At 68.1% G+C, this 26,505-nt stretch carries 16 protein-coding genes; 15 read left to right on the forward strand and 1 reads right to left on the reverse strand.

Going from position 1 to position 26,505, the window contains the following annotated elements:
- Positions 1-8 precede the first annotated feature (8 nt).
- The 8 genes from M1P90_RS35110 to M1P90_RS35145 all read left to right on the forward strand — a co-directional run bounded on the left by M1P90_RS35110 (position 9) and on the right by M1P90_RS35145 (position 19,597).
- The gene (locus tag M1P90_RS35110) at positions 9-179 is read left to right on the forward strand and encodes a hypothetical protein (RefSeq protein WP_483705606.1); all 171 of its coding nucleotides are present in this window, start codon (positions 9-11) and stop codon (positions 177-179) included.
- Positions 179-2,449 carry a hypothetical protein gene (locus tag M1P90_RS35115; protein ID WP_483705608.1) on the forward strand — a complete coding sequence of 757 codons (2,271 nt, stop codon included), beginning with the start codon at positions 179-181 and terminating at the stop codon, positions 2,447-2,449. Before M1P90_RS35110 ends, M1P90_RS35115 begins: the two co-directional genes overlap by 1 nt.
- A gap of 174 nt (positions 2,450-2,623) precedes the next feature.
- Positions 2,624-3,868, forward strand: a complete 1,245-nt coding sequence (locus tag M1P90_RS35120; RefSeq protein WP_483705610.1) for a ParB/RepB/Spo0J family partition protein — start codon at positions 2,624-2,626, stop codon at positions 3,866-3,868.
- Positions 3,869-3,991: 123 nt separating this feature from the next.
- On the forward strand, positions 3,992-5,200 hold the full coding sequence (locus tag M1P90_RS35125) for a ParB/RepB/Spo0J family partition protein (RefSeq protein WP_483705612.1): 1,209 nt from the start codon (positions 3,992-3,994) through the stop codon (positions 5,198-5,200).
- Between the two features lie 21 nt (positions 5,201-5,221).
- Positions 5,222-9,610 (forward strand): AAA family ATPase, encoded by a 4,389-nt coding sequence (locus M1P90_RS35130; protein ID WP_483705614.1) that lies wholly within the window; start codon positions 5,222-5,224, stop codon positions 9,608-9,610.
- A 23-nt stretch (positions 9,611-9,633) separates the two neighbouring features.
- Positions 9,634-18,036: a hypothetical protein gene (locus M1P90_RS35135; protein ID WP_483705615.1), complete on the forward strand. Its 8,403-nt coding sequence runs from the start codon at positions 9,634-9,636 to the stop codon at positions 18,034-18,036.
- 66 nt (positions 18,037-18,102) lie between these two features.
- Complete coding sequence (locus M1P90_RS35140) at positions 18,103-18,804, forward strand: hypothetical protein (protein ID WP_483705616.1); 702 nt, start codon at positions 18,103-18,105, stop codon at positions 18,802-18,804.
- A 427-nt stretch (positions 18,805-19,231) separates the two neighbouring features.
- Positions 19,232-19,597 (forward strand): hypothetical protein, encoded by a 366-nt coding sequence (locus M1P90_RS35145; RefSeq protein WP_483705618.1) that lies wholly within the window; start codon positions 19,232-19,234, stop codon positions 19,595-19,597.
- A 201-nt stretch (positions 19,598-19,798) separates the two neighbouring features.
- On the opposite strand, the gene M1P90_RS35150 is transcribed toward M1P90_RS35145, so the two are convergent.
- On the reverse strand, positions 19,799-20,065 hold the full coding sequence (locus M1P90_RS35150) for a hypothetical protein (protein ID WP_483705620.1): 267 nt from the start codon (positions 20,063-20,065) through the stop codon (positions 19,799-19,801).
- Between the two features lie 97 nt (positions 20,066-20,162).
- Here M1P90_RS35150 and M1P90_RS35155 point away from each other — a divergent pair, with 97 nt between their 5' ends.
- From M1P90_RS35155 to M1P90_RS35185, 7 genes are all read left to right on the forward strand, one after another.
- Entirely contained in the window at positions 20,163-20,444 is a 282-nt protein-coding gene (locus M1P90_RS35155; protein ID WP_483705622.1) for a hypothetical protein, read from the forward strand.
- Positions 20,445-20,531: 87 nt separating this feature from the next.
- Positions 20,532-20,771 carry a hypothetical protein gene (locus tag M1P90_RS35160; RefSeq protein ID WP_483705624.1) on the forward strand — a complete coding sequence of 80 codons (240 nt, stop codon included), beginning with the start codon at positions 20,532-20,534 and terminating at the stop codon, positions 20,769-20,771.
- The gene (locus M1P90_RS35165; protein ID WP_483705626.1) at positions 20,771-21,754 is read left to right on the forward strand and encodes a hypothetical protein; all 984 of its coding nucleotides are present in this window, start codon (positions 20,771-20,773) and stop codon (positions 21,752-21,754) included. Before M1P90_RS35160 ends, M1P90_RS35165 begins: the two co-directional genes overlap by 1 nt.
- Before the next feature lie 162 nt (positions 21,755-21,916).
- A complete protein-coding gene (locus M1P90_RS35170; RefSeq protein ID WP_483705627.1) occupies positions 21,917-22,147 on the forward strand; it encodes a hypothetical protein in 231 nt (76 codons plus the stop codon).
- Positions 22,147-23,454, forward strand: coding sequence for a hypothetical protein (locus tag M1P90_RS35175; RefSeq protein WP_483705629.1), 1,308 nt, complete (start codon positions 22,147-22,149; stop codon positions 23,452-23,454). The genes M1P90_RS35170 and M1P90_RS35175 overlap by 1 nt, the downstream gene beginning before the upstream one ends.
- Positions 23,455-23,523: 69 nt before the next feature.
- Positions 23,524-24,807 (forward strand): hypothetical protein, encoded by a 1,284-nt coding sequence (locus M1P90_RS35180; protein ID WP_483705631.1) that lies wholly within the window; start codon positions 23,524-23,526, stop codon positions 24,805-24,807.
- A gap of 50 nt (positions 24,808-24,857) precedes the next feature.
- Positions 24,858-26,441, forward strand: a complete 1,584-nt coding sequence (locus M1P90_RS35185) for a hypothetical protein (RefSeq protein ID WP_483705633.1) — start codon at positions 24,858-24,860, stop codon at positions 26,439-26,441.
- Positions 26,442-26,505: the final 64 nt, after the last annotated feature.

Consider the following 26,505-nt stretch of genomic DNA (forward strand, 5'->3'; position numbering starts at 1 on the left):
ACATTTTAGTGAGCTGTGACGCGAACTTTAGTCGATTTGCCCGTCAGGCGGGCCAGGCGCCGGCGATAGCTGCCGCGCTTGGCGCCGGTGACGCTGCGCATGCGGCGGCGCTGGAGGAGATCGCCGAGCTGGCGCGCGCGCAGGCCACGGCCGACGCCCTGGATGAGGAGGACTGGTGATGTCCTGCGACTCCAAGCGCAAAAAGTTTCTCGCGCATGCGAGTTATGGAACCGGCGGCCAAGGCCCGTCCGCGGACGACCTGGAGTCGCTCTACGATCGCACGTTGGCGAGTGCGGACAAGAACGCGCCGCGCGCCACACAACTCCAGTGGCGCGGCAGGATGGAGAAGCTGTTCGAGTGGTTCGACGCGGCGGGGATCGGACGGCCCACACACGGCCAGGTCCCGCCGCAGCGTCAGGCGGCCTGGGCGGCGATCTACGACGCGCTCAGCGCGGGCGATGTCCGGCGCTGCGACCGCTGCGGCGGCGGCAACCGCTGGGGCGATCACCGCTGCCCGGCGATCCTGAAATCCAACGCCACGTACCGGGTGGAGGCTGAGGGGCGAATGGCCGAGCTGCTGCCGGACGCGCTCTTAACCACGCTCGTCGGCGATGACGCGGCGCTGGCCGAGAGGCTGCGCCAGACCTTTCTGCGCAACATGCGCGGCCTGACCGACGAGGATCGCGCGCACGTCGAGCCGCTGATGAAAAGCCGGGCAATGCGCTACATCTTTGAGTGGGCCGGCGCGCCTCTTCCACAGGATCTTGTGGAGGTCGATCCCGACGGCGAGATGCCCGACGACGCCGGCGAGCGTCAGGTCACATTTCCCGCGACCTGGACGGGGTATGCGGCCGTGCTCGACCTGCTGAACCGCAGACACGTGCTGGAGGGTTCGGGCAAGCCGCAGGGGCGAGCGGTCCTGCCGGGCGAGCTGCCGATCTGGGCCATCGTGCGCAATGTCGAGAGCGGCCGTGTCTGCATGCGCATTCCGCGGCCGGAGGGGTACCACAACTACAACTGGTTCGTGACGCTGGCGGTGCCGCGCGATTATGACGGGGACTCGGATCGCGCGGAGGGCTGGGTGTTCTGGGATCTCGGCGACGACGAGGACGACCGCACCTGGCAGGTGATGCGCGCGACGACCCCGGACCGGCCGGACGATGAGCCGCGCTGGGAGTTGTATGCGGGCGAGCTGGACGCGGCAACGCAGCACACACTCGACGCCGCCCGTAGCGCGCCGGAACCCTTCGATCGCGCCGCGGCCGTCAGCGACTTGGCTATGCGGCAGGATGCGGGGCGGCTCAGGCGCAAGCTGCTCGAAGAAGCGGTCTACTGGTCGCGCCAGGTGGAGGATGGCGGAATCGGGCGGACGCGCCAGATACGCGCGCTGGCGCGCGTGGCGGCGCGGGCATACCTCGACGGCGGCGTCGACGACGCGCGCTTTGTGGCCATGTCGGCCAGAGACGAGTTCTGGGCCAGCCACGTGCTGCGCGACGCCCGGCGCGTGCTGCCGGACGGCGCCGATCTGCGCCCGCTCTACGAGGCGCGGCTGGACATCGCCGCGCGCGCGCCGAATGCCGACGACGCACTGGGCTGGGTGGCCCAGGACGCGGCCGAGGACGGCCTCGGCGACATCGCCGTCGCGGCGTTCAGCCGCCAGCAGAACGAGTTTACCCAGGCCAAGCTCGCGCGCGCGCTCGTGAGAGACCTGCCCGCGGAATCGCTGGGGGCGTTCGTGGACGCGGCGCGCCGGATTGGCGCTCCCGACGTGGCGATCGGCATCAACCGCGACACGGAGCGTGCCCAGGCGATCGGCGCGGCGCTGCCGCGGCTCTCCGGGCAGACGGCCCGCGACGTCGCGCGCGAGGTGCTGGCCCTGACGCAGGACGGCCGGCAGGAGGAGACCGCCGCGGCGACCGCCAAGGCAATCGTGGCGCTCGCGCCGCACGTCGACGCCGCCGAGCGCGGGCGCCTGCTCGAATTGGCGCGCGGTCTCAGCGGGACGCGGTATGACGATAGCTGGGGCCGCAGCGCGGAGGAGGTGCAGGAGCGCGCGCTGACCGGGCTCATTCCAAGTCTGGAGGGAGCGGCGCGCGACCAGGCGTACGCCGAGGCGAAGCGGCGCGCGCTCGCGCTGCCGGACACGCACTACACCGAGATGCCGCGCTTCACGGCGCTGCTGCGGCTGCTGCCGCACGCGGATGCGGCCGACCGGCACGCGTTTGCCGAGCAGATCTTGAGCGATTTCGCGGGCGAGAAGCGCTGGCCACGGCCGGATGATGTGATCGCGACCACGCCATTTCTCGATTCCGCGCAGCGCGCGCGGCTGCTGGCGGCGGCACCCGAGCTGACCAGGAATTGGTATGACACGCCGCGGGCCGAGCTTGCCGCCGCGCTCGGGGTGAACCATATCAATAATTCCGCACCAGAAAGCGAAAAAGCGGGGTGATGCCGACCGGGGGAACGCGATCCCCCAGCCGTTTTCGTGCCGATCTGGTAAGGCTGGCGGCATACCAAAAAAGGTAAAAAAGACGTAAAAAGTGGGCCTTGAGCGGGCCTGAGCGCCCGGCGAGGATACATTCGTTCGCAGACTGACAACCAACAACCTAAGGAGACATTCGACATGGCAGCACGTTCCAAGCTATCTCCGAGCACACCGGTGGAGATCCCAATCGATCTGTTTATCGAGGACCTGACGCAGCCGCGCCAGAAGTTCGACGACGAGAAGCAGGCGGCGCTGAACGAGAGCATCGCCAAAGAAGGCATCCACGTCCCGCTCGAAGTGCTGCCGGTGATGGACGGCAAGCAGCAGAAATGGAAGATCGTCAAGGGCGCGCGGCGCTACCGCGCGGCTAAGAACGCCCTGATGGAGACGGTCCCCTGTGTGCTGGCGACCGCGAAGACGCTTCGCGCAATCCACCGCACGCAGCTCCTGGAGAACACCAACCGCGCCGATCTGGACCCGGCCGACTTCGGCGTCGCGCTGTACACCGAGTATTTCTCCGACCAGATCCTGATCCTGGCGATGGAGCAGGGCGGCGATGGCGGGCCGATCATCGAGGGGGTGTTCGAGCGCTGCCAGAAGCCGGTCGAGCGCATGGTCGCGCTGCGCGACGAGATGTGCCGCCTGGCAGGCGTCGCCATGCTGCAAGACTACCTCGGCAGCGGCAGGGTGCGCGTGCCGATGAAGGCGGTGCTGGAGCGCGTCGGCATGAGCCGGCTCTCCGAGCAGCAGATTAAAAAGATCCTGACCCCGGTGAAGCAGATCGAGCCGGATGTGCTGGAGTCGCTGATCGGCAGCGGCGCCTCCCTGCGCGCGCTGACCGACCTGGGCAAGCTCCCGGGCGACGAGCAGCGGCAGGTTGTCGAAGACGCGCACCGCTCCGCGGCGATCGACGACGGCAACGTCGGCAAGGCGCTCCGCGACGTCCTCGACGCGCAGCCTGAGCTGCCCGCGGCATCTGGGACAGGTGCCCAGATCGGCGGATTTGGGTCGCTGAACGATCTCGATGGCGCGGATGAGGACGACGATCTTGCGATTACCCCGATCGCCGGCGCCGGCAGTGGCAAGGGCGACAATTTCGAGCCGGACCCGTCGCTGGCGTTCCTGACCGGTCCGTCGGGCAACGCGCAGAAGCTGGTCACCGATCGGCCCGCGCCTGAGCGCGGCAAGACCCCGCCTGAGGGCCACGGCACGATGGGCGCGGACGACTTCATCCAGTTCACCGGCGCCCTGGAGGCGGTCATCACCGTGCTGGACCGGTCCGGCGCGGTCGCGCTGAGCGAGACACAGATCCGCGAAGCCGGCGCGCTGTGGGGCGAGATCGCGGAGCGCTGCGCGGCGTTCGGGCTGACGGAGCTGGTATGAGCCGCACGGCGACGTTTGCCCTAGCCAATGCTCCGGCTGCCGTGACGGCAGCCGGAGCATCAGTGCGCCCAGGGCTGCTGGCGGCGGGGCGCGTCGCCCTCTGGCGACGGATGGAGGCCCGCTATGGCGCGTAAAACCGACAAAGAGACGGAGTTGGTTCTGGAGGGCCTGAGTGTACCGGCGCCGAAACGCATGGTCATACCCGTCGCGTGCATCCGCCACACGCAGCGCAACCCGCGCGGGATTGGCGCGGACGACGAGGAAGATCTCGAAGGTCTGGTCGCCAGCCTGGAGTCGACCCCCGAGCCGGATCTGGTCCAGGCGCCGGCGGTCCAGCAGGTAGGCCCGGACGATTACATCGTGATTTACGGCGATCGCCGCGTGCGCGCGGTCAAGCTGGCCGGCTGGGCGATGGTGTCCTGCGATGTGTATGTGCGCCTGGACCCGCTGGCGGCGCACGATCGCGGCCTGCTGGAGAACCTCCAGCGCAAAGACGTTCACCCGCTCGACGAGGCGGACGCGATCGGGATCGCCTGGCTGATGGATAACGCCCGCGCGCTGGGCCTGCACGACGCCGCTGCGGACATCCTGGCGATCGACCAGCCGCAGTCGGCGACCATCACCCAGCTCACCGCGCTGCTGATAGAGGCCGGCTGGGCGCGCTCGCGCCCGAAGGTGACCCAGATGGCGACGCTGAAGCGGCTCGGGCTGACGATGAACAAGGCCAGCCTGAAGAAGCTCATGCGCCTGCTCTCGCTCTCTGAAGAGGTCAAGGCGATCGCGCGGCAGACTGACCTGACCGCCGCGGCGCTGCGGGCGCTGGGAACCCTTGGCGAGGAGGATCAGCGCGCGCTGATCATGGCGATCAAGGCGGACCCGAGCCTGGCATCAAAAGTTCGCCGCATCGCGCGGAAAGTCAACGAGCGCGGCTATCCCCTGGAGCGCGCGCTGAGCGAGGCGCGCGGCCAGGTGTGGATGGGGCCGCAGAGCACGGGCGGCACGGACGGGGACGTGGACGACGAAGACGAGATGGAAAAAACAGATGGCGGGCATGCAGGCAACGGCATCGTGCCCGGAGCAGGCGCAAGCGGGGGCAGCCAGGGCGCTGCTCCTGGTGGCGCGGCCCCCGGCGGTGACCGGAAAGACCAGTCGGACGCGGCGATGAAGCTCCTGGAGGTAGCCGGGAGCCTGACCGAGGCGATCGCAACGCTCCGCACCGCGCTGAATGGACAATCGATCGGCGAGATGCCCCCGCCCTGGAATGAAATTGTGATCGAATCACTGGACTTAATGAATCAGGAACTAGCGACCCTGGGCGTCCCAGTCGCGTAGCAGCTAAAGAAAGGGTTACTTATGTCGTGCGACGGCAACACCGCAGCGCATGCGGCAAACCTGGCCGCGAGCCCACAGATCGCGGCGGCGCTCGGCGGCGGCGATCCCGCCGCTGCCAAAGAGGCAATCTTAAATATTCACGAGTTGGCGACGACCCGCGCGGAGCGCACGATTGGGCAGCGCGGGCAACTGGCGGGCCTGGCCAAGATCCAGGCCCGCGGCGCCGACGCGGCCGCGGCCGAGGCCACCGTGGTCGCGTTCAAGGAGATCAAGGCGGCGGGGTTGGCCGTGCCGGCGCATGGCGACGCGCACGCGCGCTACGGCGTCGCGCTGCCGAAGCTGGCCACCCAGTACGGCTGGCAGGCGGTGCAGCAGACGGTCGATGCCGTTCGCGGGCGGCAGTCCCTGCCGGCGATCGCGCAGGAGGTGCTCGCGGGCGCCCAGACGACGCGCCGGATGACCTCGATCGTCGAGGCCGGCGGCAAGAACCACTACCGGTGCGGCGAGTGCGGCCAATACCGCAAGCCCACCGATCACACCTGCCCCATGACCGCCAATGCCCAGGCACTGGGCGGCAAGCTCATCCGCCGGCTCGGCGTGCCCGGCTCGGCCTACCCGGCCGGCGCGCTGGACGCGCTGATCGCGCAGGCCCGGAAGGGCGACGTGATCATGCGCCACGGCCTGACCGGCGAGGAGGTGCGGGTGTCGCTTGACAGCCTGCCCTCGGCGCTGGCGGGCGGCTTCGTCCCGGATTCCTGGAGGCAGGAGCGCAGCCTCAATCTCGCCCAGATGAGTAACGGCCGCGTGGTTCCTGTGCTCGACGCGACCGATCTGAGCGTGCTGCCACGGCAGCGAACCGCACTCGGCTTGATGGCCGCGGCCTACGGCACGACCATCCCGGCTGGCGCCACGGTCGGCGGTCCAGCCGGCGTGCCGGTCCAGCGGATGCAGCAGGTGCAGCAGGCCGCGACGACCAGCGTCAGGGGCGGGCAGGTGTACGACACCGGACACTTCATCGGCTCCGAGTTCCGCAAGAGCGGCTCGTACGGCGCCTCGATCCGGGTCGGCAACATGACTTACGCCGTCGGACAGCGCAGCAAGGACCCGGCGCACTTCGGCAGCGCCCGCGACGTCAGCGGCGCGACGCAGAAGACCGACGATACGAATGGCAAGGAGCCGCTGCCTAAGGGCGGCTCGGTGGCGGTCGGCCGGACGCTGATGGCCGCCGTGGGTGCGCTGTACGACGGCGAGGTGGTCGAGACCGCCGACGGCCAGATCCAGATTTACACGCGCGACCGGCGCAGCCTGATGGCGGTGTACGATCCGAAGACCAACACCGCCGGCGACACGGCCGGCTCGACCAATATGTCGGCCGAGCAGATGGCTGCGGTGATGGCGTGGCGCGCGCTGCATCCCCAGAATGGCTTCGACGTCGCGCTGGCCGCGGACCTCGCGGCGCTGAACAACGGCACTGGTAACGCCTGGCGCGCCTCGGACGCGATGTATATCGCCGCCAAGAACGGCGTGTTCGCCAACGGCGGCCAGGTCTCCTTCGGCGGCCAGGTCGGCACGCAGAAGTGTCCGACCTGTGGCCGCTTCGCCGGCGATGCGCACGCGTGTCCCGGACCGGCCCAGCAGCCCGCGCCCGCACAGCCGCGCACGGGCGGCGTGGTGGTCGAGGACCTGCCCGCCGATCTGCGGCCGGTCGGCCAGCCGGCAATTGCTACGCCGTTCGAGGCGGTCATGCAGCGCCCAACGCTCGCCGGGCTGGTCAGCGATGCGGAGAGCGCGTCGCCCCTAGAGCTATCGGATGAGGATCGCGCTGCCGTGCGCGCGCTCGCCGCTTCGCTTATGCAGAACACCTCGCTCGCCCCGGGCGCGCGGGATGCGGCTGAGCGGGTTCTGGCCGGCGAGCAGGACTCCGATCGCTTTGCCCGGCAGCTTATTATCGCGGCCCGAGCACTTCAAGCGCGGCAGCGCCGTCGGAACGCCGCCACGGCCGATGAGTCGAACACCGAGCGTGCGCCGAGCATCTCGCTGCGGCCTGGCGCGGTGTTCGCGCCCCAGGCCAACGCGGTGGTTGCAGGCGCGCAGGGTGACTACATCGTCGCGGTCGCGAACCATGGCTTGGGCGCGCCCGAAGACGGCATCGTCCTCGACGGTGCCGCGACGGCGGTGTTGAGCGGTACAGGCGCTCCCGTCGATCTGGCTGACGCGGCGAACCTCTGGATTGCGGTGCGGAGCGGCACCGCCAATGACCCGGCCATTACCGAGGCGCAGGCGGCCGCAGGCTTTGCGCGGGAGTTGGCAGCGCACGGCGGCGCGCAGCAGTGCCCCGACTGCGGCCAGTACATGAGCCTGAAAAGCCCGCACAACTGCCCGAACAAGGCCGCGGCCGCCGCGCCAGTGCTGGTACCCGTCGTGGCGCCATTCGACCAGGAGGCGCTGCGCGCGACGATCGCCGAGGCGGTCGTGGCGATGCCTCCAGTCACAGTGAGCCCGCAGGTCACCGTTGAGGCACCCCAGGTGACCGTGGAGAACAAGATCGACACGGATGCGCTGGCAGCGGCGCTGGGCGGCGCCGTCCAGCAGGCGCTCAGCGCCGCGCAGCCGGCGGCGCCCGGCGGCGTGGTTCAGCTCGACGAAGAGAAGCTGGCGGCGGCGCTCCGCGCTGGCCTGCCGCAGCAGATGACCGGGACGGCGCAGTTCGACGCCGAGGCGCTGGCGAACGCCATCAAGGCCGGTATGCCGCAGAACGTGACGGCACAGTTCGACGCCGAGGCGCTGGCGGCCGCCCTCCAGAAGGGCATGGCCGGCCAGCAAGCGCCACAGGTCACTGTGCAACTCGACACCGCCGCGCTGGCCGAGGCGCTGAAATCCATGCCGGCGCCCGTGATGGACACCTCTGCCTTCACCGCCGCGCTCCAGGCGACGCTGGCCAGCGTCGCGAACGGCAACGTTGGGGCGGTCGCGCCCATCGCTACGCCTGCCAGCTCGGACGGCCAGCCCATTGCGGTCGCGGCGCCAGACCCTGCCGTGGCCCAGGCCATGGTCCAGATGGCGCAGGCCGCAGCGCGGATGAGCGAAGTCGCCGAGCGGCTCGCGCAGGGCGGGCAGGCCGCAGCGCCGCCCGCCCCGACCGCGGGGAATGCTGACAGAGCACAGGACGCGCCAGTTGTGCGGGCGCCGCGCACCGGCCTCATCCGCCCTGAGGGCATGCCCCTGACCGCGCAGGAGCACATCCTGAGCCCCGTAACGCTGCCTGCTCCCGACCCGTACCTGATGGACGTCGACGCGACCGTGGGCGGCCAGCGAAGTGAGCCGCTGAGTGAGTACATTCCCGACCTGGACCCGAACTACGAGATCGGCGAGACCAACGAGCGCATCCTGCGCGCCATGTCGGCGGCGATCCAGGCCGGCCAGAAGGGCGACACGAAGCGCAGCTTCTGGTCACGCGCGTTCGGCCTGTACGGCCCCGCCGGCACCGGCAAGAACACGCTGGCGCGCCAGCTCGCCGCGTCGATCCAGACGGTCGACAAAGCCGGCAACGTCTCGCAGGGCCTCAACTACACCGAGTATAACGTGCTTCCCGACTCGACGCTGGAGGACGCGATCGGCACGGTGGTGTTGGAGCCGGACGGCAACGGTGGTACGCGCTCGCGCGTGAAGCTCGGCAAGATCGGCCTGGCGGCGGCGATGGGCTCCGTGATCTGTATCAACGAAATCGCCCGCAACGAGAAGCTGGCCACCGCGCTCCAGTCAATCCTGGAGGACGGCGAGATCATTATTGGCAGCCCGGAAGCCGGTATGACCCGTATCCCGGTTCACCCGGCCACGATCACGTGTATGACCTGGAACCCGGGCAACGAAGGCGACCCGGATCGCCCGGCGGCGGCGCCGCTCTCCCGCATTATGCCGTTCGAGCTGCCAAAGGCGACCGCCAAGGAGCGCGCGGCGCGCGTGGGCGGCTTCTTGAAGCAGTTCCAGCCAGCCGACGCCGCGCCGGCGGCTACGGACGCGCAGCGCGATGCAGAGCGCGAGCAGATGCGGCAGACGATCCTGCGTAAGAGCTACAACATCCCGCAGGAGATCAACATCTCCGACCCCGAGCTGGAAGCAGCGGTCAACTTTGTCCAGGACATCGAGAGCCTGGCGGGGAGCGGCGCGATGGACCGGCAGATCGGCCTCAACAGCCGCACGCCGACACGTCCGGGCGACCGGCAGCTCCGCAACTACATCGTGTTGGGCAAGACCGTCGGCTGGAAGGAGGCGGCGAACACCTTCCGCATCTGCTGCGACCAGAACGACCAGTTCGACGAGCAGTGGCGGCTGATCATGGAGCGCTTCGAGGCGCATTTTGGTTCCGATGGTAATGCGCCGTCGCGCAGAGCCGCCCGATCGAACCCATAGTCGACTGAGAGGAGCACACGTCAATGTCGTGTGATGGAAATACTCGGGCCTACTGCGAGCGGGCCGGCGCACGGATCGCGCCGGCACTGGGGGTCTCGCCTGCCGAGGCAACCGAGTTGCTCCTCCAGGTTCACGAGCTGGGGGCGACTCGGGCCGAGCAGGCGCTGGCCTCGCGCAGGGAAGGCGGTGGGCAGGGAGTAGCGGCCAGACAGGCCGTCCTCACCGCCCGCGCCGCGGACACGGCGGCCGAGGAGGCCACCGTGGAGATATTCCGCGAAATGCGGGCGATGAGCCCGCGGATGGACGTGCCGGCGCACGGAGACCCGCACCCGGAGTACGGATTTGCGCTCCCCAAGCGGCCGGCCCAGTACGGCTGGAAGGAAGTTCGCGACCTGCGGCGGCAGGCGCTTGAGGGCCAGGCGGCCGGTCTGAGCGCGGAGGCGATCCGCGGGCGGTTCTCGCCGCTGGCGGGCGAGGTGTTTCAGGCCCAGCAGGCGCAGACCGGCGCGAATGGGGGCGGCGGCGCCACGCCTACGCTCTCCATGGCGCGCCGGGGCGTCCGCCCGCAGACCCCGCCAGCGATTCTGATCGAGGTCGAGGGGCAGGTGATCCCGATCACCGGCTCCGAGTTCGGGACGATCCTGACGGCGATCAAGGCGCTGCCCGGCGTGGACGGGAGGTGCTTCAACGCCGACCGTGACGGGCGCGGCAAGCGCTGGGTGGTGCCCGGCTCGCGCGCCGACGTCGCGAAGGCGCTGCACGGCTATGGAATGACCGTGGACGAAGCGGCACCGCCCCCTGGCACGCAGACCGTGCCGATCCCCCAGGCCGCCCCCGCGGCGCCCACGCTGGCCATCCCGCAGCAGATGCAGGATTCGCTCGCCGCGATTGCCAATGGCGCGACGGGCTCCCAGGCCCGTGCGGCGCTCGACCCGCTGTGCTCGGCACAAGTATTGGCGGCGAGCGGCACATCGGCGGGCCTTCGTACGGCCGGCCGTGCCTACAACGGCAACCCTGACAACCCGGCCGCGCAGCGGCTGTTCGCGCAGGCGCTGGCGGAGGCCGGCGGCCTGTCAAAATGTCCAAATTGCGGGCAGTTTCAAGGCCAGTCGGCGCACAACTGCCCATTCGTCCCGGGCGCGCCGGGTGCCCATCAGGCGACGAGCCTGAACGGCTGGGCGCAGGCGATCGCGATGACTCCGGGTGTGCGCGAGGCCGCGAACGGCCAGACAACCATCAACGTTTCACAGCCGGGGCCGAAGGCGACGGCCGATACCCTGTTCGGCGCCGCGCTTGCGGTGGACAGGGGAGCGCTGCCTATCGGCGTCACGGCATCGCCGGCGTTGGAGCAGGCGGCGCGGGACTGGATCGCCTCCCGCCATCAGGGAGCGGCGCAGACCTTCGCGCAAGCCCTGCTGGCGGCAAGCACAGCGCCAGATCCCACGCCGATCGCCTCCCCATCCGCAGTGGCGCGGCAGGATCGCCCCGCCGCGACGATCCCCGGCGCAGCGGCGGCGCACGTGCGCACCACGGCACCGGGCTGGGCGCACGCGATTCTGTCGGCAGAGGGCGTGCGCGAGCTGGCTGAGGGATCGGTGCGCGCCGATGCCCAGCGCACCGTTATTGTAGCCGCTGGCGCAATCGCCGCGAACCTCCTCCCGGAGGGCGTCGCGCTCTCCGCCGAGACCCGCGCCGCCGCTGCCGCGGTGGTGCGCGAGCCCGACCAGGAGCACACGGCCGCGCTCGTGCGCGCACTGGAAGACGAGTCGAACCGCGCCGGCATCGTCGTGGGCCAGCCGCCCGCGTGGGCGGCGCAGACGCATCCAGGATGGCGCGCAGTCGCGCGGGGAGTAGTCGACAGCAGCGCCGACATGATCGCGCTTGCGAATGGGGCGCTACCCCCCGAGGGCGCGGACGAGGTAGCGCAACTCACGCGATGTGCGGACACAATCCGGTCCGGCTCCGCCGCGCCGGCGGAGTTGCGCGGGGCGGCGCAAGACTACCTCAATGACCACATCCGCAATCGCGCAGAGTTCGCTCGCGCGCTCGCGTTCGCGGCGGGTACGCCACAGTGCCCTGACTGCGGCCAGTTTGTGGGGCAGAGCGGTCACGTCTGCCCAGCCAGGGCGTTCGATCCGAGCGCGGCAGCCGCGGCGATCCAGGGCATGCATCCCGCGGTTGCAGGCGCACTAAGGGAAAACATCTCGTCTGATGTAGTCACCACGGTGCCGGACACTAACAGCACAGCGGCTCCAACTGTATCACCAATAACCACTCCCGCCGCGCCGCGCGTCTTGCAGCCGATCTCCGGCGCTGACTTCGCGGCGGCGCTGGCGGCAGGACGGAATCCGTCCGAGTACGTCGCCGATCAGCGGGCTGCCGCGCAAGCGTCCGCGCTGGGGATCGACCCAAACACTCTGGCCGGCGCGTTTGGCGGCACGCTGCTGGGCCCGAACTTTCAGGCGGCGTTCCAGGCGGCCGCAGACGCGCTCGGGCGCGGCGACCTCACGGGCGCTGCGGCTGCTTTGCAGGGCGGCGTCCAGCCTCTCTCGGACGACCAGATGCGCACGCTGTTCCTAGGCGGCGGCACGCTGCACCCCGACGGCAGCATCACGGCGCCCGACGGCAGCCTGATTGCCCCGGTGGGCACCTTTGCCCAGGCCGCGGCGGGGCTGACGGCGCCACAAACGATGCCGACGCGCTCGCCTGAGGAGTTGCTGACCGCACTGGGCCTTGCGCCCGGTGGAAACGGCGGGAGCAATGGCGGCGACGGCGGCGATGGGGATGACGACGCGGACGCCAAGGGGCTCAAATGCAGCACCTGCGGCGAGTTTATGGGGCGAGAGCCGCACGTCTGCCGGCCGGCGTGGCTGGAGAGCTACCCGGCCGAGCTGAGTGGGCGCGCGGAGCAGTTTGTCCGCGGCCTGCCCGGCATCGCCGAGCTGGCGAGCGGCTCCAAGCCGCTTGGCAGCGGGCCGCACGCCACGACGGAACGCCGGGCGCTGGAAACCTACGCCACGCATATGCAGGAGATCGGCGGCGTGGGCGAAGAGGCGATGCGCATTGCCGAGGCGTACCTGGATCAGCCGTACCGCAACGCGCAGGCGTTCGCGGCGATCGTCGCGATTGCCGCGGGCACGCAGAAATGCCCCGACTGCGGGCAGTTCATGAGCGCGACAGCGGGCCATGAGTGTCCGGCGAGGATGGCGGCGGTGCCGACTGACGAGGCGACGGTTGACTGGCTTGGAACGTTGGCCGGCACCGACGCGGTGCGGAACGCGCTGGGCGCGCGCGGCGGCTGGGACGATTGGGGCGGGCGCGGAGAGGGCGGCTCGATGAGCCGCGGCTTCTCTAGTGGCCAGCGACGCCTCTGGGACGCGGACGATGAGGATGACGCGGACGACGAAGACGAGTTCGACGATGACGAGGACTTCGACGATGAGGATGCCGGCGACGACACGGACGAGTACGGTATCTCCGACCGCGCGGCCACGTTCTGGGAGAACCGCGATCGCGATGGGGGGCGGGGCCGTGACTGGTGGGCGAAGGAGCGCGAGGAGCGCCAGGCGCGTAACCAGGCGATCATCGACGCGCTGCTGCCGACGGCGCGGGACATCCTGGACGGCAACATCGCAGATAACGCGCAGGTCCCGACCGCGCTGTACATCGCGGCCGACGCGTTCGACGCGCGGCCCGACATCGACAATGCCCGGCTGCTGGCCAGCATCATCGACGACCTGTCGCGCGGGCGGAAACCGCGGCTGTGGGGCATGCCGTCCGAGAACCGCGTGACGGCCTGGCGGGCGATGCGCGACGCGCCGGATCTGCCCGACCTGGCCAACGGCCTGGTCTCCTTCAGCGGCGACGATGGGCGCCTCCGCGCCGCGCTGGACGAGGCCGCCGCGGCGCTCAGCGTGCGCGACAATCTCTCCGAGGGCCTGAACGACGCCGTCATCGACTACGAGGCGCAGCCGGCGCGCTACGCGGCGGATCTGGCGGGTGCGCTGTGCGCCGCGGCTGGCGTGCAGCAATGCGGCAAGTGCGGCCAGTTCATCGGTAAGACCGAGCATGTCTGCGCCGTCATCAGCGCCAACGGCAAGGTGTATGACCAGAACGGCTATGACCGTGAGGGCTACAACCGCCGCGGCTTCGATAAGAACGGCTACAACAAGGACGGCTGGGACGAGAGCGGGTTCAATCGCCAGGGCCTGGACAAAGACGGCTACAACCGCGCCGGCTTCAACTCCAAGGGGTTCCGCAAGGACTCCTACAACGACGCCGGCTTCGACGGCCACGGCTATGCGGCGGACGGGCGGGATGAGAAGGGCTATGACCGCCAGGGCCTGGACGCCGAGGGGTACGATAAAAACGGCTTCGACGCGAGTGGGAACGATCGCAACGGCTGGGACAAGACCGGCCGGAATGCCGCGGGCGAGACACACCCGTTCTTCGTCGCGGACGCGCGTGGCCTGTACGGCGATGGGTTCAACGCCGACGGGTTCGACCTCGACGGCTACGCCGCCGACGGCCGCGACATGTACGGCTACGACCGGAACGGCATCGGCCTATACGGCTACGACCGCTGGGGCTTCAATGCCGAGGGCCTGGACGCCAACGGGAATGACCGCGGCGGCTATCTGCGCGGTATAGGGCCGGACGGCTACGACCGCACCGGCTACAACAATCTGGGCCTCGATCGGAATGGCTACTCCTTCACCGGCTATGACAACGACGGAAAGGATCGGAACGGGCAAGAGCGCATGCTCACGGTCAGTCCCAAGACCGGCAAGACGCTGCCCGCGAAGTACAACCAGTCGGGCTGGGACCAGTTCGGCTATGACCGCTGGGGCTTCAGCAAGAAGACCGGCCTGACCGCGCCCGACGCCCAGGGGCGGCAGTATAACTACTGCGGCTGGGTGTACGACGCGGCGACAGAGCGGTGTGTCAACCCGAACAATTCGGCCGAGTGGGTGCCGCACATCGGGTGGGAGTGGGACAAACGGCCCGGCGGCTACCTCGGGTGGAACAAGGGGTACAACGGGACAGGGTACCAGGCCCCGCGCGTAGTGCCGGGGGCGCGCTACGCGCCGCTGCCGCCGCCAAATGACCCGCGGACACCGCCGACGTTCGACGCGTTCAAGCAGGGCGCGCCGATGCAGCAGCGCTACGAGCCTAACAAGGGCTACGTCTACGACGACACCAAGGTTCGCGAGCTGTACAACAAGCTGATCGCGGGCGGCCGGAAGCGGTCGGTCGCCTATCGCTGGCTGCGCAGCGAGCAGCGCCTCGCCGAGAACCCCAGGGCGGTCGTTGATGGCGTGCCGCTCAGGTGCCCGGAGTGCGGGCGCTTCACTGGTGGGAACCCCAAAGGGCACGAGTGTCCGAATTTCGGCAATCGCACCGTCAAAGCCTACTTCTCGGGCGTGGTGCGCGGCGGCGACTATGACCTCGTGCTCCAGACGCCGCACAACCCAAGTTATGTCGAGCCGAGCGGGCCGCCGCAGGAGAACGTCCGCCAGGGCTACACCCAGGACCCGAACGATTATCGCCGCTGGCTTGACGCCGAGGGCTACGACTTCAGCGGGCTTGACGAGAACGGTTTCGATCGCACCGGCTACAACAAGGAGGGCTACAATCGGTTCGGCTACGACCACGACGGCTTCGACCGGCGCGGGTACAACAAAGAGGGGTTCGACCGTGACGGCAACTCGCGGCCGCTGACGCTTGAGGTGGTGGCCAACGGCCTCGCCGAGGGACAGGACCCGATTAACAACCGGCATATCGCCGAGACCTTCAGCCGCGTCGCGACCCAGATCGCCGGACGGCCGCGGCGGGTCGTGTTCAAGGACCCCGGCAGCGGCTTCGCGACCGATATGCAGGGCAAGATCTTTGCCGATCCGCAGCCGCTCGGCCCCGACGCGCCGCACGCGCAGCAGCTCGTCGCCATCAAGGCGGGTATCTACCACGAGCTGGGGCACGAGCAGTTCACGCCGATGGACCTGTGGGCCGGCATCCTGGACATCATGCAGAGCAAGGGGCCGCAGGACGTCGAGGTCGACATGCGCTTCGCCGGGCTTGGGGTCCAGACGGTGCGCCTTGATACGAGCCGCACCTTCGTCAAGGACGCCTACAACATCGTCGAGGACGGGCGCATGGAGCGGCGCGTCGACGACCGATACGCCGGCGCCGGCGAGATCCTGGCGGCCGACGCCGCGATCAATCCGCGCTGGCCCGAAACCGTGCGGCGGCCGGACGGCACGCCGCTGCCGCCCCAGGACGTGGTGCCCTGGGCGCTCCTGTACGAGGCACTGCCGTTCTTCAACGTGCGGCCCTCGACCTACGCCAAGATGGACGCCAAGTCCAGGGCGCTATTCAATGAGCTGGCCCCCGTCGTCCGCGCCGCGGTCAACGGGAAGCCAGAGGACGCCTGGTCCGCCGCGGTCTATATGGCCGCGCGCATGGAGCAGGAAGGCGTCAAGATGCCCGATGGCTTCAAGGGCACCGACCCGGGCAACCCGCCTCCCGGCACGGACGCGCGGCGGCCGCGGATCGTCATCGAGGGCGACCAGGTCATCGACGCCAGCCAGATGCAGGGCGGCGGCGGTGGTGGCGGCGGGATGGACATGGACGTCGAGTTCAAGGGCCATGTGACCGTCAAGGGGCAGATGCCCGATGGTGACGGCCAGGGCGGCGGCGGCCAGACCATCTTCTCCGGTGGGGTCACCTACGAGGAGGAGCAGCAAAACCGCGGCCGGCAGTATCAGCCGGCCCAGAACCGCGGCCAGCAGAACCAGCAGGGCCAACAGAACGGCCAGCAGGGCGGCGGTCAGGGGCAGTCGGGCGAGCAGTCCGGCCAGCAAGGTGGCGGTAGCGGCAGCGGACAGTCTGGCCCGCAGGGCCAACAGGGCGGCCAACAAGGCGGAGGCGGAGGCGGCGAGCAGGGCGCACAGGGCCAGCAGGGGCAGCAAGGCGGAGGCGGAGGCGGCGGCGATCGCCAGTACCAGCAGGCCGGCCAGCATGGCGATCAGCAGGGCGGCGGAGCGGGCGGCCAGCAAGGTCAGCAGGGCCAGGGCGATCAGCAGGGTGGCGGTGGTGGCGGCCAGCAGGGCCAGGGTGAAGACGACGACACGAACGGCCGCGGCAAGGGCTGGCGGAAGGGGCTGGGCCAGGGTGAGGACGAGAGCGGCCAGGGCCGCCAGCCGGGCCAGAACGCCAATGGCGACGGTACCGGCCAGCAGAGCGCGAACGGCGCTGGCGATGTGAGTGGGCAGCAGCCGGGCGCGCGCGGCAACGGCAGCGATGTCGAAGACGCCGACATGGAGGGGTACTGGCGCGACTGGAACGCGGACAGCGCGCAGGACGCGATCGGGAGCGATGCAGGCCAGCAGAGCGGGCAGAGCAACGGCGCCGGCGGCCGGGGCCAGGCGCCGACCCGGCAGGGCGGCAGCCCGTTCCGCGACGCGAATGCGCCATTCACCAAGGCCCAGCTCGCCGACGTGCTTGCCGCGGCGGAGCGCGAGGCGGTCTCGGCGCTCGATTCGGGTATCCGGGTCGAATCGCGCGTCGAGGTGCTGGGCGCGGCGCTGCACCAGCCGCTGGGCAACCGCAGCTCGGCCAAGCAGCGCTACAAGACAGTCGATGGCCGGATCGAGGGCGTGCAAGTCGGCATGCCCAGGGCCGGTGCGACGACCGTCAACAAGTGGAAGGGCCGCAGGCCCGAGCACAAGAAGGTCGCCGGGAAGATGGCTACGGTGCTCCAGGCGATTCGCGCCGACGTCGAGAGGCGCCTGCGCAATTTGCCGGAGGGGCAGCTCGATAGGCGGCGGATCGTGCGCGCGGCGGCGGGCCAGCAGAACGTCCGCACGCAATCCAAGACCCTGCCGCAGACATCGTTCCGCGCGTCGGTGGCCGTGGACCTCTCGGGCAGTATGGGCTACCACATCCAATCGGGCGCGCTCTACGACTCGATGATGGTGCTCGGCGATACGTTTGAGCTGCTGGATATTCCATACGAGTCGCGCGGGTTCGGTTCGACGGACGCGCAGTTCAAGGCGATGGACGAGCCATCGTTCGACCCGGGGCGCGCGGCCGCCTTGACTGAGGTGAACCTGGGCGGGACGTCGCTCTCGCGCACGGCGGGCCTCGCGGTCACCGCGCTGCGCGGCGGCGAGGAGGCCAACCGGCTGTTCGTCGGCTTGTCCGACGGCCAGGTGGAAGATCAGGCGCAGACGGCTGCCGTGCTGAAAGACGCGCGCAAGCGCGGCGTCGTGACATTCGGTATCTTCCTCGGCCACGGCGCCAATAAGGAGCTGATGGACGAGCTGTGGGGAGCCGGCAACTGGACCGCGATCAACTCACTTGACGAAATGCCCAAAGCGGTCGGCCAGCGTCTGGCGGCGCTGTTCAACCGGCTGGCGCAGCGATAACCCTTGACAAGCCGCGGGGCGCGTGTCATACTCGCGCCCCAGAACAATAATCTGGAGTAAAGCACTATGTCTCAACAAAGCAAACAGGAGATCGTGGCCCCCGGCCACGTGTACATGCCGCGACTCGGCACCGGGATTGAGCTGACCCAGCGCGTGGCGAGGCTCTGGATGGGGGGCGAGATGCGCGTGGAGCGGCCGCACCAGGCGCCGTCCGCGTGGGATTTCTGGTACAACCTGATGTTCGCCGACGTGTTCCCGGAGGTCAACGCCTGGTGGTTCCGCGACGGGTGGACCGGCCAGGTGCGTTTCAGCGCGCCCGCCGCCCAGCAGGACGACGCGACGCTGATGGGTTATGTCCAGTTCAATGACGATGAGGGCATGCCCTACACAATCACGGAGGGCGACCCGATCCAGGTCAATGTGCCGATGCCGTTGAACTTCGTGCAGCCGGTCAACTTCCCGCTGCGCGTCGGCCTGGCGCGCCACCTGCTCGCGATGCTGAACGCCGAGCAGCTAGGCGTCGACCTGGCGTTCGATCGCCCCTTCTACCTGCGCAGCTTCGTCTACCGGAACGAGCTGGATGCGGCGCTGCCGACGACCCGCCAGGCGCTGACCGTCAGCCTGCCTCTCCCGCTGACCCGGCTCCGCAATGCGAGCGACCCGGCCGACCTGGGCGAGGACGTCGAGCGGATGTGGGCGCTCGAAGGTGTGGATGAGCCGATCCGCGACGCCTGGTGCGCCGCGATGGGCCTCCAGCGCCCGGCCTAAGCCCGCAGAGCAACAGACGAGCAACGCGCGGCGCGCACGTTTTGACGTGCGCGCCGCGCGCTGTTGTGTGCCGTATCACCGCATCCCTGCCTTCCTGCCTTCCTGCCTTTCTGTCTTTCTGCCTTTCTGCCGCCAGTGATTGTGTGGCTCACGCAACTGCGCGCCCCAAACATGTCGCACTTTGCCCTGCTGAGAGGGAATATTTAGTAGGGGTATGTTGACAATGGCAGGAGGCAGATATGAACGATCGCGCATCCCCACGGATGGAACGCTTGGTTCAGGCGGCCGAGCTGCGCGACACCGGACTCATCGCCGGCGCGGTCCTGCGGACGGCACTCGCCCGCGCAGAAAGCACTCTCGATAGGATGCATTCCCCGCGAGGCCAAAGGGCGAAGCCCCGCGCCGGGCCGGCCTTGACGACGCCGGCTTGGCCGCTCTGTTGCGCTGCGACGTCGCGGCGCTCGCGCGCATCAAGCTCTGCCGGCTGCCGCGCGCGGAGCAGTGGGCCGGCGACCTGGCGCTGATTGCTCGCCGGTTCGGATGCGACGCGACCGCACTCGGGCGCGCGCTCGACCAGGTTGTGGGCGACCTGGTCTATCTGACGATGCACGCCGCCACACCGGAGCTGGCCGCGCGCGCGGCCGAGTTTGTCCGTACGAATGCTGGCCGGCAGTCCGTCATCGACCAGCGGGCGCGCCTCGCGGCAGGCGGCCATGGCTGGGTTGTCTACGCACGGGTCGATCTTCGCAGCGGAGACAGAACAGCCGCGGAGGCTGCGCCAGACAGGTGCTAGGGCCGCTGTCGCCGCGATCTCGTCTCGCTTCAGGGTGACAGAACGCCGTTCTAGCCCACATACGCGCTCTACCGCATAATAATGCTATAGAGCGCGTATATTGTTTTGTTGTTTCATCAAGGTGTTAAGGGTTATGGTAAAGCCGGCGCGCTATAATACTACAAAACAATACCAGAAACACAGATATTGTTAACACTGAGGCTATCCAGTGCCGTAATGCTCGCCAAACGGCGCGGTGAGTGGAGCATCGAAGACCGCGCCGACGGCGTTCAGTTGCAGAATCTCATCACTGCTGGTACCCGCTCCAGCCCACGCTTCAGAGAGACCGGCACCGGCCTCCTGTGCCGCCAGCATCGCTGGTATCTGCCGCGCTTGCAGCCAGCGGATTCGCTGCTTATGCTGCCATTGTTGGAACCATTGTGGCGACCACGGCCAACGCCGCTGGGCCACCCAGATAAGAAAGCTCATGCCCGCCTCGACCGACTGTTGCTTGACGTTTTGGCCAGGGTGGGTCTATAGTAGTCTCACTTAGTATTATACCGTGGCGATGTCGAGTGAAGCACATATGCTGCGCCCTGCTGAAAACTTTCGGGATCTCATAGCACGCGCCGGCCTGGAGCCCAAAGATATTATCGATCGGGCCCCAATCAGCCGATCGGCGTACTTTGGCTGGCTCAATCCGGCCACGCAACCGCACCGCCGCGGCGATTTGCGCCGCTCCAAGGCGTGGGGTATCGCGCGTGTGTATGCGGCGGCAGCGGGAGTCACGGACGAAGATGCCTTCAAGGTGCTATTCGTCGAGGTTCCTGACGACGGCGCAGCTCGTGGATCTGAAGAGGCTTCGTGAAGCTGTAAGGCCCTGCTTCCGCCTGATTGCGCATGGTTGGCGATGCGATCGGTCGGCGGGAGATGTTGCCCTAGTCGCGGTGGTGTTATGGATGGCCGGACCTCTCGTTTGCAAGCACTGGCCGAAGAATATGTCGCGTATGTCGACGCCATGCGTGGTGGCCAGTATGCTGACAGCGACGAGTGGCAGCGCCTGAGCAGTGAGCGCATGCTGGTTCACGATGAATTGTTGCGGCTTACAGGCATGACGCGGCGCAACGATATGTACGTCTATTGTCGCGCAGTCCTGGCTGATGCTGGCGCCGCACGCGCCGGAGAGAAGCGCTGATGGAGGATCGCCCCGCTCCTGAATGGGTGCGCTTTCGGGTCGGCGCCCCAGAGCGCCCGCCGAGGTTTGCCCCGGATTGTGCGCCATTCTCCACGATGTCCCATGTCGCGCATCGAGAGCCTGCGCTCACGATCATGCGCGAAGGCGTGCTGCGTGCGGGGCTGGTCTTTGACGAAAGCCGGCTGAACACCTCGCGCATCCGTGTCACCTGGCTGTCGCCCAACTATTGGGCCAACGGCTTTCGGTACGGCAATGTTCAGTATACCTACGACTGGCCGACCCTGACTGCCGGCATGCGGGCCTACTGGGTCGAGGTCATCCCCTACCGTGTACCAGCGTGCCGTATCCTGCTCACCGATCGAGCTGTCGATGATCCGGTTCTCGCTGATTTAACGCCATACGATCCGACGCAGCGTGACGGCCCCTGGTGGTACGATAGGGCGACGAACCAGCACTATTACAATGGCAACCACACACTGGAAATTATGCTGGAGCGCGATCTTCCTCTCGCGGCATGCCAGACGATAGATTTTGTAACACACCACCGGCAGATGTGCAGTGTCGATCCCGGAGCGTGCCCGGATCGGGGGCTCACGGCAGCACGCGGCGGCGCGCAGGTCATCGCCGCGATGGTCGCCCGCGGTATTGGGGCGCCTGTCGGCCTCCTGACGCAGAGGGATGGGCTGGCGATTATGCCGAAGCAGGCACTCAGAATTGTGTGTACGCAGCTCTGGAGCGATCTATACCGCATGGGCAAGGTCTGCACGGGGGAGATAGGCCCAGCGCACGCCAGCGCCGCGGCCCTCGCCCGCGGGCTTCTTGGCGCGTATGCCCGCGCTGCGGAGGGCGAAGACGTCCAACACCTGGCGGCATTGTTTCAGAACAAGATGGCGCTTATCCATAGTTGCGCGATGGTCGTGGCTGAGGCGTTCGACATCACCGACCGCGCGGCGCTTGAGGCCGAGGAGTGGGCCGCGGCGTGACTACTGTTGAGCAACATATCGCATCTATCGACGCCATCGCGGCGACGAGCCTGCCGATAGTGAGGAGTAGCAACTGCTTAGCTAGAGCAGTGGTGGCTGTGGCCATGCTCACGCCACCGTAGAGGGGAGTGACCTGTGGTTCCGGGTCCTGATGAAGAACTGATGCGGATTGCGGTTGTCATCACGCGCGAGCAGTATCGCTGGCTGCTCACTCTGGCCGCGAAGAACACGCCGCATCTCCGCGCACATGCCCTACACACCATGGGCAACGACAAGCTGACCGCCGAGGATGTTGCCGGCGCGCTGATTGAGGCGGCGTTCATACGCGCACAATCCCGGCAGGCAGGCCAAGAGGCCCCGCCTGAGTCCGATCCAGCAAGGAGGAGTGACTGATGCCGAAGCAACATCGCATGGCCGCCGCAACGCTGGTGGATCTCTATTTCGGCTGTGCTATGCTCCTGGCGCCGGACGCGCCGATTCCGCATCAGTTGCTCGCCGGGGCTGTGCGTGCGCTGCACGGACGAGGGGATACGCTTACTGTTTCCGAGCTGGAGCAGGCACGTGATTGGCTGCTTGCCCGCCGGCAGTTGCGGGCTGGGCCAGGCAGCGATCGTTCATTCGTGCTCATCGACCGGAAGACGGCACGCCAGGCGCCGACCTCCGGTGAATTTCTCGCAGCCGCGCGCCAGGCGCTGGAGCATAGTCTTCTCCACATGGTCGCTCGCGAGCCCGCGTCCGGCCAGATCCCGGACAGAATCTGGCCACAGATCGATCGAGTCCTGCAATGGTCGCGGGCGCGGAGCGACGCGGCGACTGCCGCGCTATGCACCTTTAGTGCCAGCCATGCGCTGGCACAACGGCATTTTGCGCGTGCGGTTGACCTCCTGCGCTATGCACTCGCCATTGACCCCGACCCCGCGGATACGATCGGCCGGCGCGCGATACTGGCCGAGGCTCTGTTGCGGCTGGGCATGCCGGATGAAGCGCTCTCCGTCACGGAGCAGATGGCCGAGCCGCCGGCCACACTGCCCGCCACGCGCCAGTGGGCGGCGCATGTGGCTGCCGCGCGCGCCTCAGCAATCACGCCGCTACCATGGTCATGCGTACCGGATGACCTGGTATATCTGTTGGGCGGGACACCGGCGTTCCGTGATGCCTATGAGCGTAGTTTGCGGCTTGCTGGAGGGCAGATCTTTGAGCTGTCCTCTGAGTTGGCCGGTCCACCCTTGCACGGCCGCGCTGCGTGCGTGCTCCCGCTCGATCCTGAAACAACCCTGCTGGCCCGCCAGCGCTCGGCCCAGGCACAAGCCGGGGGCACAGCCGGGGACATTACAACATCCTGGCGCGCCTGGCTGCCGCCGCCACCCACACCGGGGGGATTCGTGGGGTTGGTCGTAGATATACAGGAGCCGGCGCGCGGGTCGGTCGAGTGTATCTTTCGCCTCGACGATCCCGTAAGTCACGCGCTCCTGCGCCAGATAGAGGCAACCGGACTTCTGGGGTTTCTTGTTGCACCACCGGGCGACCCCCAGCCGTTTACGGCCACGCGGCTGCTCCAGTATTTGATGCTTGAAGTCAGTGATATGCCAGACGCGCTCCGTGAGCGGCTTCGCCGCCCGCCTGATCGTGGAGATTCTCCTCAGGCGCCTGCCGTGTTGCGCGGACGTCGTGGAGGCGGAGACCCGACACCCGCGGCCTAGCGGGTAGTGGTGTCAAGTCTGGCCCGATCGTCAACGCCAAAAGAGGATGCCATGCCACGAAGGGATGGTGTGCGAGACACAAGCACCGTCACAGTATTAGCGTGTGAGCTGAGCGAGATCACGGATGAGCATAGTGCCCCGATCGCGCAGCAGCTTGCCGACGGCCTCATTCTGGTTATCGCCACGCGACGTCAGGCGGCGGACGGGACGCCACTCTGGCTGCGCGTCTGGCGCCCCGGTCGCTGGATCTACCTGGCGGCCTTCGCTGCCCGGAGCGCTGAGGAGGCTACTGCGTACGCGCGGTCAGGACCGGCGGAAATGGCCAAGCGCGCTCCCGATCGCTGGTCGCTCGCAGCGTTACAGGGAGCGGCCCAGACGGCAATCGAGCGCTTTTACTATTTCGAGCGATCGAAACGAGTCTCTTCCCCGCCGCCTGCTCGGATGGCGCCGGAGCGAACACCGCCACCGCCCACCCCGGACGCCCGCGCCCACGAGGCGCCGGGGAACGGGGATGCCGTGAGGCGTGCCGCGATCGCGCGCTATGACCTGGCAGAGGTCGCGCCGCCCCCTGTTGCGGCGGCGCGCTTAGCTGAGTGCCTGTTCGTATTAGCGTTGTTGCGAAATAATCCCCGAGAGACGCTCGACGTCATTGCCCCGATTCGCGAGCATACGCTGTGGCTGACCCCGCTGGCGGACGCGGACGATGCGTTGGTCGCCGAGCTGTGGCAGCGGGGCTGGTTGCGCATTGACGCAAGCTCGCCGATCGACGCGTTTGATTGGGATGGCCTCGTCCCGACCGCACACTACCTCAACTCGGTTGTCTGGCGGCTTGTGTTGCCTGCCGACGCGCCCACGCCGCAGCGCCTGATGGCGGCCATCGAGCAGCGCGTGGCGCAGCGGCCGTGGGTCGAGCAGTGGTATGTCGAGCTGCCACTTCTCTGGGCCTGGCTGGCGCAGATGGAGTGTGTGGCTTACCTCGAACTCGCGCTCGCGGACCATGCCCTGCCGTTTCATGCAGGTGAAAAAACACACCATACCATTGCGAAGCTGCTGGAACACTTCACAATCGGGCAGATCCACAACCTCATCTGGCGAGCCGCGCGTGACGCGGGCGCACGGATACGCCGCGAGCCGATTGCGCCGCAGCATGCCGCGAACACCGCGGTCGGCGCCCTTGAGCGCATGGGCGATCGGGCGCTCACAGAAGAGTGGACGGTCAAATCATACCGGCGGGATCGCCGGCTGGAAGAGTCAACGCTGAGCCATATTGTCTTTCGCCTGATCCTCGGCCTGGACGACCCGTTTGCCGTCCGGCCGGATTGGAAAGCCTTTCGGGAAACGCCTGTGAGCTGATCGTGCGGCTGAGCACATGGCGATGCCGCCGCGCAGAGAAGGAGCATGGTATGCCGCAAGCGCCCAAAGATCAGCAGTGGTTGCGTCCAGCGAACATGCGTCGCCGGCCGCGCCGGGTCATCGAACGGCCGGCGACGCTTGCCGAAACCCAACAACGGCTCAAGGCGATCCGGGCGCTGATTCGGCAGCACCAGGCCATCGTGACAGATACCAAACGACCCTACCTTGAGCGGCGCCGGGCCAGCCAGGCGATCGAGACGCTGGCCGAGGAGCGAAACGCGCTCGTTCCGTGGCTCCAGACACTCCAGGAGCGCGAACGACAGGCCCGTAACGAGAGTCGCCGCCAAGAGCACGTGGCGCTGATGGCCCGGATCGCTGCCCTGAACGACGACGAGCCAGTCGATCGCACCAACTCGGAAAGCCTCCTGCGCGCGGCCTACCGTCTGCTTGTGGGCCTGGCAAAGGCGAGCCGAGTCACGCTTTCCGCTGACGAGTACGCTCTGACCGACCTGATTCGCGATGTGTTGGTGGGCACCCCGGCGCAGTTCCCTGATCCCATCATTGCAGTCCGGCCCGTGTTCGAGGTGCCGGCATCGGCTGTGGCGGCGCGTGAGCGGCTTCAGGAGATTAAGCAGGCATCAACGCTCCTTCACCAGCGAGCCAGCGATCCGCAAGGTGATGCCGGCGATCGGAAAGAGGCGCAACGCGCGCTGGATCGCCTTGCCGCCGAGCGGGCACACTTGCGCGCCTGGCTCACGCAGCAGCCCGCTGACCAGACGACCGCGACGCGCCGGCGGCAGCGAGCTGAGCGCCGCGCGATCGCCCAGGCGGAGGCAGCGGCACTCACGGAGGACGAGCCATGGAATCCGGTCGATGCCGGTGTTGTGGTGCGGAGCATTCACCGGCTCTTGCTGCGGCTCCCGGACCTCCACAGCTTCAGCTACACGTCGGGCGAGTGGGCTATCGTTGACGCGCTGCGCGACTACCTCTACGCACCCCCGGATGCGGAAACCCTGGCGCGCGTGTCGAACGCGACTCGACTGGCTGAGGAGGGTCACCGCGCGGAGTTGGAGCGCCTGGCGGCGGAACAAGTCGCGGTCGAGCAGGCGCGCCAGGCAGCGGAGGAGGCCCAGCGCCAATACGATGCGGCCGCGCAGGAACAGCGCGCGGCGCTGCTGGCGGGTATTCTCGCCGGGCAGCAGCCGCTGCCGGACACGGATCTTGCGCGGACTCTCGCGCGGATCGCCTGGCTGCTGGAGCGCCTGCCGGACACCCAGCACGTCCGCTACAGCGATGACGACCAGGCGCTCATCCGCGAACTCCAGGATGCGCTTGCGTTCGCTGCGCAGCGGGCGCCGGAGAAACCGGTAACCATGCGGCCGGCCGCGGCGGGGGACCTCCAATCTGCGACCCGGCAGATCATCACGACGCTGCGATGTAGGAACCCCGCGGCAGCGGCGCAGATTCCACGCATCATCGGACGACTTGGCATGCGCCATTGCATGGCCCTGGCGCAGCAGGCGAAAATCCTAGCGAGTGAGCCGGACTGGTATTTTGCGTTTGCGTTGCTTGTGAAACAGCAGATCCCGCAGCAGGATTGGCCGGCGGTATTTGGGCCGACACCGCTGCGCTAAGCCAGGATTGTTTGGGGCGGTGGGAGGCGTCGCTTGAGTGTTGGATTGGTGAGGACACAGCACA

It is taken from the genome of Kouleothrix sp. 19917, from assembly GCF_057073505.1.